Origin of the sequence: Rhodococcoides trifolii (assembly GCF_014635345.1) — a bacterium.
Lineage (GTDB): Bacteria > Actinomycetota > Actinomycetes > Mycobacteriales > Mycobacteriaceae > Rhodococcoides > Rhodococcoides trifolii.
The window spans coordinates 919,676-934,260 of sequence record NZ_BMCU01000001.1; the positions used below are offsets into that span (position 1 = coordinate 919,676).

Below are 14,585 nucleotides of genomic sequence, written 5' to 3' on the forward strand. Positions count from 1 at the left end.
ACATACGACAATCCGGTTGCTTACGATGACCCGATGCACAACGGTCGGTTGCCCGATGGATTCGGGGTGAGAATCGACCCGCACGTGAAATCCCTGTCCGGTGGTCGCGTTCTGATCGGCGGATCGCCCACCCGCATGTTGATGTTGGCACCCGCCGCCGCCGCGATGATCGGCGACGGATTCCTGAAGGTGAGCGATACCGATTCCGCCGCCGTGGCGCGTCGGCTACTGGACTCGGGTGTGGGCAATCCCCGACCGATGTCGACGCCGTCTGCAGCGGACGTGACCGTCGTGGTCCCCGTCCGAGACAACCACGCCGGGCTCGAGCGACTCCTCCACGCGCTGCGCGGTCTGTGCGTTCTCGTCGTCGACGACGGTTCGACGGTTCCCGTCGACACGAGTACGTGGGGTCTGCAGACGGGATCCGTCACGATCGTCCGGCACCCGATCTCGCAGGGTCCGGCCGCCGCTCGTAACACCGGACTCGAATCGGCCACAACCGATTTCGTGGCGTTTCTCGACTCCGACGTGGTTCCCCGCAAGGGTTGGCTGGAAGTGATCCTGAGTCATTTCTCCGATCCGTCGGTCGGTCTGGTCGCCCCGCGCATCGTGGCACTCGAGCCCGAGGGCAGTGCCCTCGCCCGGTACGAGCACGCGCGCAGCTCTCTCGACCTCGGTCGCAAGGAAGCACCCGTGCACCCGGGTGGGCCGGTGTCGTACGTTCCCAGCGCCGCCGTCGTGGTCCGCCGCCGCGCGGCCGTCGAGTGCAAGGGTTTCGACGCGTCGATGCACGTCGCCGAGGACGTCGATCTGTGCTGGCGCCTCGAAGACGCGGGGTGGCGGTTGCGGTACGAGCCAGTGGCGCAGGTGGCGCACGATCACCGCATCGATTTCCGTAAATGGTTCCAGCGCAAGATGTTCTACGGAACCGGTGCGGCACCGCTCGCAGCGCGGCACGCAGGGAAGGTGCCGCCCATCGCGCTGTCGAAGTCCACGTTGCTCGCCTGCCTTCTCGCCGCGTCGGCCACCCGATTCGGACTCCTCGGACTGCTGGCCACCCTGGCCGTGACGGTGACGCGCCTGCGACGAGTCTTCGTCGACCTCGACAATCCCACCCGTCTGGCCGGTCTGTTCGCCGTGCAAGGTTTCGTCGGCGGGATGTGGCAGCTCGCGTCGGCCATGATGCGGCACTACTGGCCGGTGACGATCGTGGCGATGCTGCTCTCTCGCCGCATACGGAGGCTCGCCATCTCGATCGCACTCGTCGAAGGCACGTGGGACTGGTTCGAACACCGAGAGCCCGGCGGTCTCGGGCCGGTGCGCTACACGGCGTACAAACGGCTCGACGACATCGCCTACGGCGCGGGGCTGTGGTCCGGCGTGCTGGAGAGCCGCGATCCGCGCGCGCTCGCACCCCGGTTGGTGTGACAGGGCCGGCGTGACCCGACGTCCCGACGTCGTCGTGATCGGCGGCGGCAGTGCAGGTTCCGTCTTTGCCGCTCGCATCAGTGAGAACCCGGACCTGCGGGTGACGCTGCTGGAATCCGGTCGAGGATTCGACGCCGACTGGCCACCGGAGTTGCTCGACGCGTCGACCCTCCCGATCGGACCGGGGAGCGAGTGGACGGATGTGATCGACGTCGAACTGACGCCGAACCGGCCGTCGTCGATTGCGCGCGGCCGGGTGCTGGGTGGGTCGGGGGCGGTCAACGGTGCGTATTTCGTCCGCGCCCGGCCGGAGGACTTCGCCCCGTGGCCGCAGTCGCAGTGGTCGTGGCCGCAGGTGCTGGCGGCGTACAGGCGCACCGAAACCGACATGGATTTCGGTGGTGCGGACCACGGGAGCGACGGGCCGATGCCGGTGATTCGCAGCGCCTCGCCGACGCCGATCACGGAGTCTTTCGAAACAGCCTGTGTCCGTAACGGATTCACCCACGTTCCCGATCTCAATTCGCATACCGCAGGCGACGGTTTCGGGCGGGTGCCGTCGAACGTATCCGAGGGGAAACGTATCAACGCGGCACTGGCCTACCTGGTGCCCGCGCGGAACCGCACCAACCTGGAGATCCGGACGGAGACGTCCGTCGGCCGGATTCTGTTCGACGGAACCACCGTGGTGGGCGTCGAAGGGCGAGACGCGAACGGGCCGTTCGTCCTCGAGTGCGACCGCGTGGTCCTGGCCGCCGGGGCCGTCCGCACGCCTGGACTTCTGATGCATTCCGGGATCGGCCCGGAGTCGGAGCTTCGAGCGCTGGGAATCGAGGTGCTCGTCGACCTGCCCGGTGTGGGCCGCGGCGTGCGCGACCATCCCGAAGTTGCCGTGCCGTATTCGTTGCCGCACAACTCGATCGGCGGCACACCGCTCCAGTCCGTGCTCCATCACGACGGCCTCGAGCTACGACCGTTCTCGTCCTCGTTCGACCGCATGATCGCGGGACTTCCGGTCTCCGATCCGTCCATCGGCGTCGCTCTGATGAACCCGACGAGTCGCGGAGACATCGTGGTGCCGCGAGACCCGTACGAGCCGCCCAGAATCCGGTACCGGTACCTCGAGTCGGCCGACGATCGTGACGCCTTAGCGGCGGGCGTCGAACTCGCGCGTTCGTTGCTGGCGACCATGGGGTTCGAGCCCGATGCGCCGGCCGCGCTGACGAGCCGGCTCGGAACCTCGTTGCATCTGTGCGGAAGTGCGCGGATGGGTGACGACGACAGCGCGGTGGTCGACGAACGATGCCGGGTGCGAGGAGTCGACGGTCTGTCCGTCGTCGATACCTCCGTGTTCGCGTCGGTACCCTCGCGCGGTCCTCACGCGAGCGCCCTGATGGTGGCCGAGCGGGCCGCTGAGCTGTACCGACACCGTCTGTGAGCTGCGTTACAGTAGGATGAAACAGTCGAAAGGTCGGATGTGAGCACCTTCTCTGCTGCGCCGGGGAACCCCTGGGTAGCCGTTCGTCCGGGAGAGGACACGCGCGCCCTGGCGCGGTCGGTGTCCAAAGCACACGAAACCTTTGTCGCACACCGCCTGAACACCGATATCGGTCCGTCGAACGTTCGCTCCGTCGTCATGGATTCCTGGATGCGCAGCCGCCGCATGGGTGTCGATCCGGACCGCGGAACCGAAGGACTGCTCAGCGGTATCGAGCTCGAGCAGTACCGCAACGACCACCCCATGTCGATCATTCGGCCGGTGGTGCGCAAGTTGCTCGTCGAAGACGCCGCCGACACCGGACTTCTGGTCGCCATCACCGACGCGTCGGGACGGATGCTGTGGGTCGAAGGCGACTCCGCCGCCAAGGATCGCGCCACGGCCATGAACTTCGTCGAGGGTTCCGACTGGAGCGAATCCCGTGTCGGAACCAACGCACCGGGCACCGCGCTCGCCATCGACCACAGCGTCCAAATCTTTGCTGCAGAACATTTTTCGCGACCGGTGCAGGACTGGAGCTGCTCGGCCGCTCCCGTCCACCACCCGCTGACAGGGCAGATTCTCGGCGCCATCGACATTACCGGCGGGCCCGGTGTCGCCGTCCCCGCGGTGCTCTCTCTCGTGCGTGCGACGGTGGCCGCAGCGGAGTCCGAGCTGAGGCTGCACCTGCTCGAGAGCCCGCACCTGGCGCTCGATCTCGCCCCACGTCTGGAAGTGCTCGGCGCCGGGCGCGCGACGCTGGTACGTGGTCACGCACGCATCCACCTCTCGCAACGTCATGCCGAGGTGTTGTTGCTGCTGATCACCCACCCAGAGGGTGTGAGTTCCGATGCTCTCGCGGCTCTGCTCGACGAGGGCGACCTCGACTCGGTCACCATCCGTGCCGAGATGTCGCGCCTGCGAAAGGTTTTCGGTGCGGAGGGACTCGGGTCACGTCCCTACCGACTCATGACAGAGCTGCGGTCCGATGTTGGGGACGTGCGCTCCGCGCTCGACCGCGGTGACATCGCCGCGGCGCTGCGTCTCTACTCCGGGCCGCTGCTGCCCGCGTCGTACGCCCCCGGTGTCGAGGACATTCGTGAGGAACTGCGCGTCCGGATGCAGGCCGAGTTGCTGCGGGTCGGCGATCCGGTGCTGCTGGCGCGGTGGACGTCGTCGGTGCACGGACGTGAGGATGCGTCGGCCTGGACGGCGTACTTGAGTTCGCTCGATCCGTCGTCGGCGCTTCACGCGCAGGTCAAGGCCCGCCTCGACCTGCTCGGTCGCTGACGCAACGTAGTTGCAACCTTCCCCGGCCTAGTGTCCTGCATCACAGGCCTTCGGTATGTCCGGAGGCAGGTCTGACGAAGGAGCACCAACACAATGACTGTTTTCGCTCGGCCGGGTACGCCCGATGCTGCGATGTCCTTCCAAACCCGCTACGACAACTGGATCGGGAACGAGTGGGTGGCTCCCGTGAAGGGCCAGTACTTCGAGAACCCCACACCGATCACCGGCCAGAACTTCTGCGACGTGGCCCGCTCGACCGCAGAGGACATCGACCTCGCGCTCGACGCCGCACACGCTGCCGCACCGGCGTGGGGCAAGACCTCGCCCGCCGAGCGCGCTGTCATCCTGAACAAGATCGCCGATCGCATGGCCGAAAACCTCGAATCCATCGCGCTCGCCGAGGCGTGGGACAACGGCAAGCCGATTCGCGAGACGCTCGCCGCCGACATCCCGCTCGCCATCGACCACTTCCGCTACTTCGCGGGATGTATTCGTGCGCAAGAAGGTTCGCTATCCGAGATCGACGGTGACACCGTCGCGTACCACTTCCACGAGCCCCTCGGCGTGGTCGGACAGATCATTCCCTGGAATTTCCCCATCCTCATGGCCGTCTGGAAGCTCGCCCCCGCGCTTGCCGCCGGCAACGCCGTCGTTCTGAAGCCGGCCGAGCAGACCCCGGTGTCGATCCTGCACCTGTTCTCGATCATCGGCGATCTGCTTCCTGCCGGCGTCGTCAACATCGTCAACGGCTTCGGCACCGAGGCCGGCAAGCCCCTCGCCTCGAGCCCGCGGATCAAGAAGATCGCGTTCACCGGTGAGACCACCACCGGCCGCCTGATCATGCAGTACGCATCGCAGAACCTCATCCCGGTGACGCTGGAGCTCGGTGGCAAGAGCCCGAACATCTTCTTCTCCGACGTGCTTCAGGCCAACGACGACTACCAGGACAAGGCCCTCGAGGGCTTCACGATGTTCGCCCTGAACCAGGGCGAGGTCTGCACCTGCCCGTCGCGTTCGCTCATCCAGGCGGACATCTTCGACGAGTTCCTCGCCATGGCCGCCATTCGCACGAAGGCTGTGCGACAGGGAGATCCGCTCGACACCGAGACCATGATCGGCGCGCAGGCGTCCAACGATCAGCTCGAGAAGATCCTGTCCTACATCGAGATCGGCAAGGGTGAGGGTGCCCAGATCGTCACCGGCGGTGAGCGTGCCGAACTCGGCGGCGACCTCAACGGTGGCTACTACGTCCAGCCGACCATCTTCACCGGCAAGAACAACATGCGCATCTTCCAGGAGGAGATCTTCGGACCGGTCGTCTCGGTCACGTCGTTCACCGACTACGACAACGCCATCGAAATCGCCAACGACACGCTGTACGGCCTCGGCGCCGGTGTCTGGTCGCGTGACGGCGGGGTGGCCTACCGCGCCGGGCGCGACATCCAGGCCGGGCGCGTGTGGACCAACACGTACCACCAGTACCCGGCACACGCCGCATTCGGTGGCTACAAGCAGTCGGGCATCGGCCGCGAGAACCACAAGATGATGCTCGACCACTACCAGCAGACCAAGAACCTGTTGGTGAGCTACGCGCCGAAGGCACAGGGCTTCTTCTGATGGTCCTTGCCCCTCCGCGTATGAAGGCGACCGTGGCAGCGATGGACCTGCTGCGGAAGCTTCGTGGCGCCAACGGCGGCCTGATGATGCATCAGTCCGGCGGATGCTGCGATGGCTCGTCTCCGATGTGTTACCCCGCAGGCGAATTCATCGTCGGTGACCGGGACGTCCTGCTCGGTCTGCTCGACCTTCGGGTCGCCGTCGATGAGGTGGGAACGGACCTGCCCGACGGTGACGACGCTGTGGCCGTGTGGATCTCAGGATCGCAGTTCCAGGCGTGGAAGCACACTCAGCTCGTGCTGGACGTGGTTCCCGGTCGGGGCAGCGGCTTCTCCCTCGAGACGCCCGAAGGATTGCGGTTCCTCAGCCGCGGTAGAGCGTTCACCGCGGAGGAGAACGATCTCCTGGCCGACGTACAGGCGTTCGTCGGGGTCGACTGGGAAGAAGGTCGACGCCCACCGGTTCCCGACGAGGCCATCGTCGTCGCCGAGGCGGTCGATGCGTGCCCGGTGCCCGGGATGGCGCTGCAGTAACTCGAAAGAATCCGGTGTCGAGCGGTTGATTTTACGAACCGCTCGGCACCGGATTTCTCGTGTTAACACCGGCGGTACAAAAGCGGCCTATCGTCCAATCATGGCGATCGCAGAACCCACCAAGCCCGCTTCGCAGGCCTCCGATTCACACGTCGAGGGCGGTGATTACCTGGCCAAACGAACACTCAAAACTGGTACGGCAGGATGGATTCTGCTGGCCGGACTCGGGATCAGCTACGTCATCTCGGGTGACTATTCCGGGTGGAACTTCGGGCTCGCCGAGGGCGGGTTCGGCGGATTGCTGATCGCCGCGATTCTGATCGCCGGCATGTACTTGGCGATGGTCCTCGGGATGGCCGAGATGTCGTCGGCGCTCCCCGCGGCCGGCGGCGGATATACCTTCGCCCGCCGCGCACTCGGCCCGTGGGGCGGTTTCGCCACCGGCACAGCCATTCTCATCGAGTACGCCATCGCCCCGGCGGCCATCGCCACCTTCATCGGCGCCTACGTCGAGTCGCTCGGACTGTTCGGCATCACCGACGGCTGGTGGGTCTACCTCGCCGTCTACGTGATCTTCATCGGCATCCACTTGACCGGCGCCGGTGAGGCTCTCAAGATCATGTTCGTCATCACCGCAGTCGCTCTCGTCGGTCTGGTGATCTTCGTCCTGGCCGCGCTCGGCAAGTTCGACGCGAGCAACCTCACCGACATCGCCCCGACCGACGCAGCCGGTGCGTCCAGCTTCCTGCCTTTCGGGTACCTCGGGATCTGGTCCGCCGTTCCCTTCGCGATCTGGTTCTTCCTTGCCATCGAAGGCGTGCCGCTGGCCGCGGAGGAAGCGAAGGATCCGACCAGGAACGTTCCCCGCGGCATCATCGCCGCCATGGGTGTTCTGCTCCTCACCGGTGCAGCGGTGCTCGTCTTGGTCACCGGTGCGGGCGGCGCCGAGGCGATGCAGGAGTCCGGTAACCCCCTCGTCGAAGCGCTCGGCGACGGCACCGCAGCCAAGGTGGTCAACTACATCGGCCTGGCCGGCCTCGTCGCGAGCTTTTTCTCGATCATGTACGCGTACTCACGCCAGCTCTTCGCCCTGTCTCGGGCCGGTTACCTGCCGAAGACGTTGTCGATCACCAACACTCGTAAGGCGCCGATCCTCGCGCTGATCGTGCCCGGTGTCATCGGCTTCCTGCTCTCCCTCACCGGCCAGGGCGCGATGCTGCTCAACATGGCCGTGTTCGGCGCGGCGCTGAGCTACGTGTTGATGATGATCAGCCATATCGTGCTGCGACGCCGCGAGCCCGACATGCCGCGCCCGTACCGCACCCCCGGCGGGGTGGTCACCACCGGATTCGCGCTCGTGATCGCGGCACTCGCCGTCGTCGCGACGTTCCTCGTCGACAGCACCGCCGCCCTCTGGTGTCTCGCCGTGTTCGCTCTGTTCATGGTGTATTTCGGCGTCTACTCTCGACATCACCTGGTCGCCAATTCTCCGGACGAAGAGTTCGCCGCCTTGGCACGTGCGGAGGAAGAACTCGGGTGAGTACCTACCATCAGCAGATCTCGGGGACCACCTTCACGTTCGACGGTCTCGTGGAGCTGATGGCCAAGGCCACGCCGATGCGCTCCGGCGATCAATTGGCCGGGTGCGCAGCCGATTCGGACGCCGAGCGCGCCGCTGCGGCATGGGTACTCGCGGACCTGCCCCTGCAGACTTTTCTCGACGAGCAGGTGGTCCCGTACGAGAGCGACGAGGTCACCCGGCTCATCATCGACAGTCATGACGCGGAGGCGTTCTCGGCCATCTCGCATCTGACCGTCGGCGGTCTGCGGGACTGGCTGCTCACCGTCGCCGCCGAACCGGGGAGCGCCGCGCGACTGACTGCTGTCGCGCCGGGGTTGACGCCGGAAATGGTTGCGGCCGTATCGAAGATCATGCGCAACCAGGATCTGATCGCCGTCGCGAAAGCGGCCACGGTGATCACCGCGTTCCGCACCACGATCGGGCTGCCGGGCACCATGGCCACGCGCCTGCAACCGAACCACCCGACAGACGATCCACGAGGTATCGCCGCGGCGACCCTCGACGGGTTGCTGATGGGATCCGGTGACGCCGTCATCGGCATCAACCCGGCAACCGACTCACCCCGTGCCACGTCGGATCTGCTGTACCTGCTCGACGAGATCAGACAGCGATTCGAGATCCCCGTTCAGTCGTGTGTGCTCTCGCATGTCACCACCACGATGGAACTGATGGAGAAGGGCGTGCCGGTCGATCTGGTCTTCCAGTCGATCGCCGGGACGGAGGGGGCGAACAGCAGTTTCGGTGTCACCGTGCCGTTGCTGATGGAGGCCAACGAAGCGGGAAAGTCGTTGCAGCGCGGCACCGTCGGCACCAACGTGATGTACCTCGAGACCGGTCAGGGGTCGGCGTTGTCGGCGGGCGCGCATATCGGGACCGGTGGGAAACCCGTCGACCAGCAGACGTTGGAAACGCGCGCGTACGGTCTGGCCCGCGCCCTCGACCCGCTGCTCATCAACACCGTCGTCGGCTTCATCGGACCCGAATATCTGTACGACGGAAAGCAAATCGTCCGTGCGGGGCTCGAAGATCACTTCTGCGGGAAGTTGCTGGGCCTGCCGATGGGAGTCGACGTCTGTTACACCAACCATGCCGAAGCCGATCAGGACGACATGGACACGCTGCTCACCCTTCTCGGGGCCGCCGGCGCGGCGTTCGTGATCGCGGTTCCCGGTGCCGACGACATCATGCTCGGGTACCAGAGCCTGTCCTTCCACGACGCGCTGTACGTCCGGCAGGTGTTGGGGCTCAAGCCGGCTCCCGAGTTCGAGAAATGGATGCACGGGCTGGGCATGACCGACAACGCCGGCCGGGTGCTGCCGATCGATGCGTCGAATTCGCCGCTTCGCGCGTTGGCGAGTGGACAATGACCCAGCCTGTTGCCGAAGACTTCTGGGCCGATCTGCGGCTGTCGACCCAGGCTCGCATCGGACTCGGCCGGGCCGGCGACGCACTCCCGACGTCACGGGTCCTCGAATTCAAAGCGGCACACGCGGCGGCGCGGGACGCGGTGCACGTACCGCTCGATGCGTCGACCTTCGCGGCTCGCGTGGCCGAGGTCGGACTCGGTGATCCCGCCGTGGTGTCGTCCCGAGCGTCGACGCGCAGCGAATACCTGCGTCGACCGGACCTGGGCCGCATGCCGGAATCACTGGACGAAATCGTCTCCGAGGAAGCCGATCTCGGATTCGTCTTGGCCGACGGGCTGTCTCCGCGCGCGTTGGAGGAGCACGGCGTCGGGTTGCTGACCGCGCTGAAAGAGGCACTGTCGCAGTACTCGATCGCCCCTCCGGTGGTGGCGACTCAGGCACGGGTCGCCCTCGGCGATCACATCGGCCTTGCGATGGGCGTGCATACGCTGGTCGTGATCATCGGCGAGCGGCCCGGCCTGTCCGTCGCCGACAGTCTCGGTATTTATCTGACCCACCTGCCGAAACCGGGCCGGTCCGACGCCGACCGCAACTGCATCTCCAACATCCACCCACCCGACGGCCAGTCCTACGCCAACGCCGCACGGGTTGCGGCGCTGCTGATCTCGGGAGCGCGGGAACTGGGGAAGTCCGGTGTGGCGCTGAAGGACACGTCCGCTGCCGAGGCGCTCGAGGGGTAACGTCTCGAGCCATGACCGACCACGTCATCGATGTCGACGGCGTCCCGACGTACTACGAGGTGTACGGCGAGGGCGAACCCGTCGTCCTGTTGCACGGCGCTCTGGCCGGCGCGTCGTCGTTCGGCGCGCAGATTCCCGACATTGCTGCCGCGGGCTTCCAGGTGTGGGTTCCCGAGCGTCGGGGGCACGGACACACTCCGGACGTACCCGGCCCGCTCACGTATCAGGTGATGGCGGACGACACGATCAGGTTCCTCGACCTCGCGATCGGCGGTCCGGCGCACCTCGTCGGCTGGAGCGACGGCGGAGTGGTGGCCATGCTCGTCGCGATGGCACGGCCGGATCTCGTCCGGCGCCTGGTGTCGATCGGGCAGTACTTCGACGAGGACGGCCAGGTACAAGGCGGCTTCGCCAGTAGGCTGACCGACCAGTCGTCGCCCCCGGACTTCTTTCGCGAGGAGTACGCCGCAACCTCACCCGACGGCGTCGAGCACTTCGACGAGTTCTACGCGAAGACTGTCGCGATGATCACCCGAGAGCCGCGAATTCCGTTGTCCGACTTCGACTCCATCACCGCCGAGACATTGCTGCTGCAGGGCGACCGCGACGAGGTGACGATCGAGCACACCGTCGCCGTAGCGGCGGCGCTTCCGAACGGGCGCATCGCCGTGTTGCCGGGTTCGCACGTGCTCCCGATCGAAAGTCCGGGCCCGGTCAACGCGCTGCTGATTCAGTTCCTTCGTGGCGGAGTTCCGGCACCGTTCATGTGAGGGAGACACGGTGAGCTTTCCGAAGAGCATCGGCGCGCCCGCGACCAGGGCCTTGGTCGCAGCGGGGTATACGGGGATCGACGACTTGGCGGATGTTCCGGACGCGGACCTGTTCGCGCTGCACGGGGTCGGGCCTAAGGCTGTCAGGCTGATCCGTGAGCTCCTCGGTTGCCCATGTCGCCCGCAGAATCGAGCAGCTACGCCGGCAGAATTCACTACCCTCAGTACCATGCTCAGTTACGACTCCGGTACGGCCGACGCCCCGCTGCTCGGCGACACCATCGGCGGCAACTTCGACCGAACCGTCGACCGCTTTCCCGACAACGACGCTCTGATCGACGTTCCCTCCGGTCGGCGGTGGACGTATCGGGAACTGCAGCGTGACGTCGACGCGTTGGCGGCCGGCTTGCTGGCGAAAAATGTCTCGAAGGGCGACCGCGTCGGCATCTGGGCACCGAACTGCCCCGAGTGGACGATGGTGCAGTACGCAACCGCGAAGATCGGCGCGATTCTGGTCAACATCAACCCCGCGTACCGGGCGCACGAGTTGGCGTACGTTCTGAATCAGTCCGGGGTGTCGACGCTGATCGCGGCGGAGAGCTTCAAGGACTCGAACTACGCCTCGATGATCGACCAGGTGAAGTCCGATTGTCACGATCTGCGAACCGTGCTGATCATCGGATCACCGGAGTGGGCAACGCTTCCCTGCGCCGACCCGCTGCCGGTGATCGACTTGTCCTCCGACGATCCCATCAACATTCAATACACCTCGGGCACCACGGGATTCCCCAAGGGCGCCACGCTGAGCCATCACAACATTCTGAACAACGGGTACTCCGTCGGCGAGCTGTGCCACTACACGGAGACGGACCGGGTCTGTATTCCTGTCCCCTTCTACCACTGCTTCGGCATGGTGATGGGGAACCTGGCGTGCACCAGTCACGGTGCGGCCATGGTGATTCCGGGTCCGGGGTTCGAGCCCAGCGCCACGTTGAAAGCCGTCGAGCAGGAGAAGTGCACCTCGCTCTACGGCGTGCCGACGATGTTCATCGCCGAGTTGAGCCATCCGGATTTCGATACCGTCGACCTCTCCAGCTTGCGCACCGGCATCATGGCCGGCTCCCCGTGCCCCGCCGAGATCATGAAGCAGGTCATGGAACGGATGGGGATGTCCGAGGTGTCGATCTGCTACGGAATGACCGAGACGTCACCGGTGTCGCTGCAGACTCGCTCGGACGACACTGTCGATCAGCGCGTCTCGACGGTCGGGCGCGTCGGCCCGCACCTCGAGGTCAAGATCGTCGACCCCGCAACGGGACTGACGGTCTCGCGCGGCGAGCCCGGTGAGTTGTGCACTCGCGGTTACTCGGTGATGCTCGGCTACTGGGACAACGCGGAGAAGACGGCCGAGGCCATCGACGCGGCGCGGTGGATGCACACCGGGGACATCGGCGTCATGGACGCAGACGGGTACGTCGCGGTCACCGGCCGCATCAAGGACATGGTCATTCGCGGCGGGGAGAACGTGTACCCGCGGGAGATCGAGGAGTTCCTCTACTCGCACCCGGACATCGTCGATGCGCAGGTGATCGGGGTTCCCGATGCAAAGTACGGCGAGGAACTCATGGTGTGGGTGCGCCTACGTGACGGCGCCCCGGCCCTGACCCCGTCCGCGCTGCGCGAGTTCTGCACCGGAAAGCTTGCGCACTACAAGATTCCGAAGTACGTGCACGTGGTCGACGAGTTCCCGATGACGGTCACCGGCAAGGTCCGCAAGGTCGCGATGCGAGAGCAGGCGCTCACTCTGCTTGGATGAGCCCTGTGTTGTTGCATCGGGTGCGAACTGCGGCGGATCGGCCGCTTGCCGACGTGAGAGTGTCGGGCGGTGTGGTCACGGAGATCGGCACCGGACTCGACCGTTCGGGCGAGCCGGTGATCGACTGCGCAGGCGGGTTCCTCCTGCCCGGCTTCGTCGACGGGCACCTGCACATGGCGCAGTGGGCCCTGTCGCGTCGACGGATCGACGTGACCTCCGCAGCCAGCGCGTCCGAGACAGTGGACGCGGTGGTGGCAGCGGTGCGCAGCGGCGGACCGATGTCGACCGGAGTGGTTCGCGCACAGGGGTTTCGCGGCGCTATGTGGGACGAGCAACCACACAAGGACATGCTCGAGTCGGCGCTGCCGGGCCGCCGCGTCGCGATCACCAGCATGGACTTGCACACCGCGTGGCTGTCGCCGTCCCTGCTGTCGGACCTCGGTATCGACGATCCGACAGGAGTCTTTCGCGACCAGTACGCCATCGAGGTGTGCAGTGGCATCGACGACCGGATCGACAACGATCTGCTCGACTCGTACATCCTCGACTCCACCGATGTGCTTGCCGCGCAGGGAGTCACGGGCGTCATCGACTTCGAGTACGACGACAACGCGGCCGCATGGACACGGAGGATCGCGCACCGCCGGCCGAGCGTGCGGGTGTCCGCGTCGACGTGGCCGGTGTGGTTGGACGAGGCGCTGGAACTCGGGCGGCGCACCGGCGACGTCGTCCCCGGCACCGACGGGCTGCTGCGCGTGGGGCCGCTCAAGGTGATGGCCGACGGATCCCTCAACACCCGGACCGCCTGCTGCCACGATCCGTACCCCGATTCCGAGGACGGTGAGGAGCATGGACTGCTGCTCGTCGAATTCGCCGAGCTCGTCGAGCTGATCACCAAGGCGCGCGCCGGTGGGTTGGCTCCGGCGGTCCACGCCATCGGGGATCGCGCCAACACGATCGTGCTGGACGCGTTCGAGGCGGCCGCGTCGACGACGCCCGGAACCGGCGGCCGCATCGAACACGCGCAGCAGCTGCGGCCGGAGGACGTGAAGAGGTTCGCGCGGGCCGGCGTCGTCGCCTCCGTGCAGCCTCAACATTGTGTGACCGACCGCGACGTCGCCGACGCGCTCTGGGCCGGCCGCCGTTCGATCGCGTTTCCCTACGGTTCGCTGCACGCGTCGGGGGCCGATCTCCAGTTCGGCTCCGACGCGCCGGTGAGTCCACCGAACCCGCGGGCCGCGATCGCCGACGCCGTGTGGCGCACCGACGACGGCCGGCCGCCGTGGACTGCGTCGGAGTCCCTCCCGCTAGACGTCGCGATCAGGGCGGCGTGCGGTGGCCGTGCATCGGTCGAGGTGGGGAGTGTCGCCGACCTGGTCGTCCTGGCCGAGAATCCACGCGACCTGGGCAACAGCGATCTCAGAAACGTCCCGATCGTGGCGACGGTGGCCGACGGTCGTCTGACGTACTCTTAGTTCTTCGCAGAGGTAATCGGTACTATGGGTGTGATGACTGCTGTATCGGACTCCGACGTTTCCGCCTTCCTCTCTGCGGGGACCCGCACCGGCAAGCTCGGTTGGGTGGCCAAGGACGGCCGTCCGCTGGTCGCGCCGATCTGGTTCGTGGTCGAGGGCGACGAGATCGTCTTCAACACCGGAGCCGACACCGCCAAGGGACGAGCGATAGCCCGCGATCCGCGTGTCGTTCTGTCCGTGGACCTCGAGGAGCCGCCGTACGCATTCGTGCAGGTGCAGGCCGAGGCGGTCACCACCACGGACCCGCAGGAATTGCTGCGTACCGCGACCGACATCGCTCGTCGATACATGGGTCCCGACCGCGCCGAGGAGTTCGGAAAACGTAATGCAGTGGACGGTGAACTGGTCGTGCGGCTTCGTCCGACGAAGGTGATCGCCAATCTCGACATGACGGCTTGACATATTCGGCGCTGTCGGACCGGTAGCATCG

The 14,585-nt window shown here is 66.1% G+C and carries 12 protein-coding genes; all 12 read left to right on the plus strand.

What is annotated here, in order from left to right; all coding sequences use genetic code 11:
• Positions 1–33: 33 nt before the first annotated feature.
• The 12 genes from mftF (at position 34) to IEW02_RS04530 (ending at position 14,554) form a co-directional block, all read left to right on the plus strand.
• Positions 34–1,428, plus strand: coding sequence for a mycofactocin biosynthesis glycosyltransferase MftF (gene mftF, locus IEW02_RS04475; RefSeq protein WP_188543443.1), 1,395 nt, complete (start codon positions 34–36; stop codon positions 1,426–1,428).
• Between the two features lie 10 nt (positions 1,429–1,438).
• On the plus strand, positions 1,439–2,866 hold the full coding sequence (mftG, locus tag IEW02_RS04480) for a mycofactocin dehydrogenase MftG (protein ID WP_188543444.1): 1,428 nt from the start codon (positions 1,439–1,441) through the stop codon (positions 2,864–2,866).
• A 39-nt stretch (positions 2,867–2,905) separates the two neighbouring features.
• Positions 2,906–4,195 carry a sigma-54-dependent transcriptional regulator family protein gene (locus tag IEW02_RS04485; RefSeq protein WP_188543445.1) on the plus strand — a complete coding sequence of 430 codons (1,290 nt, stop codon included), beginning with the start codon at positions 2,906–2,908 and terminating at the stop codon, positions 4,193–4,195.
• A 93-nt stretch (positions 4,196–4,288) separates the two neighbouring features.
• Positions 4,289–5,812 carry an aldehyde dehydrogenase gene (adh, locus tag IEW02_RS04490; protein WP_188543446.1) on the plus strand — a complete coding sequence of 508 codons (1,524 nt, stop codon included), beginning with the start codon at positions 4,289–4,291 and terminating at the stop codon, positions 5,810–5,812.
• A 41-nt stretch (positions 5,813–5,853) separates the two neighbouring features.
• Entirely contained in the window at positions 5,854–6,345 is a 492-nt protein-coding gene (locus IEW02_RS04495) for a DUF779 domain-containing protein (RefSeq protein ID WP_188543447.1), read from the plus strand.
• Between the two features lie 100 nt (positions 6,346–6,445).
• Positions 6,446–7,885 (plus strand): ethanolamine permease, encoded by a 1,440-nt coding sequence (eat, locus tag IEW02_RS04500; protein WP_188543448.1) that lies wholly within the window; start codon positions 6,446–6,448, stop codon positions 7,883–7,885.
• Positions 7,882–9,294, plus strand: coding sequence for an ethanolamine ammonia-lyase subunit EutB (locus IEW02_RS04505; protein ID WP_188543449.1), 1,413 nt, complete (start codon positions 7,882–7,884; stop codon positions 9,292–9,294). The genes eat and IEW02_RS04505 overlap by 4 nt, the downstream gene beginning before the upstream one ends.
• A complete protein-coding gene (gene eutC / locus IEW02_RS04510) occupies positions 9,291–10,034 on the plus strand; it encodes an ethanolamine ammonia-lyase subunit EutC (RefSeq protein ID WP_188543450.1) in 744 nt (247 codons plus the stop codon). Before IEW02_RS04505 ends, eutC begins: the two co-directional genes overlap by 4 nt.
• Positions 10,035–10,045: 11 nt before the next feature.
• Positions 10,046–10,804 carry an alpha/beta fold hydrolase gene (locus IEW02_RS04515; protein ID WP_188543451.1) on the plus strand — a complete coding sequence of 253 codons (759 nt, stop codon included), beginning with the start codon at positions 10,046–10,048 and terminating at the stop codon, positions 10,802–10,804.
• A 229-nt stretch (positions 10,805–11,033) separates the two neighbouring features.
• Entirely contained in the window at positions 11,034–12,620 is a 1,587-nt protein-coding gene (locus tag IEW02_RS04520; protein ID WP_188543452.1) for an AMP-binding protein, read from the plus strand.
• Positions 12,617–14,095: an amidohydrolase gene (locus IEW02_RS04525; protein WP_188543453.1), complete on the plus strand. Its 1,479-nt coding sequence runs from the start codon at positions 12,617–12,619 to the stop codon at positions 14,093–14,095. The genes IEW02_RS04520 and IEW02_RS04525 overlap by 4 nt, the downstream gene beginning before the upstream one ends.
• A 33-nt stretch (positions 14,096–14,128) precedes the next feature.
• A complete protein-coding gene (locus IEW02_RS04530; RefSeq protein ID WP_188543454.1) occupies positions 14,129–14,554 on the plus strand; it encodes a PPOX class F420-dependent oxidoreductase in 426 nt (141 codons plus the stop codon).
• Positions 14,555–14,585: the final 31 nt, after the last annotated feature.

What these genes read in the sequence shown, in the direction of transcription:
- eutC (WP_188543450.1), top strand. Translation starts at nt 9,291, where the DNA reads ATGACCCAGCCTGTTGCCGAAGACTTCTGGGCCGATCTGCGGCTGTCG.
- IEW02_RS04525 (WP_188543453.1), top strand. Translation starts at nt 12,617, where the DNA reads ATGAGCCCTGTGTTGTTGCATCGGGTGCGAACTGCGGCGGATCGGCCG.
- adh (WP_188543446.1), top strand. Translation starts at nt 4,289, where the DNA reads ATGACTGTTTTCGCTCGGCCGGGTACGCCCGATGCTGCGATGTCCTTC.
- mftF (WP_188543443.1), top strand. Translation starts at nt 34, where the DNA reads ATGCACAACGGTCGGTTGCCCGATGGATTCGGGGTGAGAATCGACCCG.
- IEW02_RS04520 (WP_188543452.1), top strand. Translation starts at nt 11,034, where the DNA reads ATGCTCAGTTACGACTCCGGTACGGCCGACGCCCCGCTGCTCGGCGAC.
- IEW02_RS04530 (WP_188543454.1), top strand. Translation starts at nt 14,129, where the DNA reads ATGACTGCTGTATCGGACTCCGACGTTTCCGCCTTCCTCTCTGCGGGG.
- IEW02_RS04495 (WP_188543447.1), top strand. Translation starts at nt 5,854, where the DNA reads ATGGACCTGCTGCGGAAGCTTCGTGGCGCCAACGGCGGCCTGATGATG.
- IEW02_RS04515 (WP_188543451.1), top strand. Translation starts at nt 10,046, where the DNA reads ATGACCGACCACGTCATCGATGTCGACGGCGTCCCGACGTACTACGAG.
- eat (WP_188543448.1), top strand. Translation starts at nt 6,446, where the DNA reads ATGGCGATCGCAGAACCCACCAAGCCCGCTTCGCAGGCCTCCGATTCA.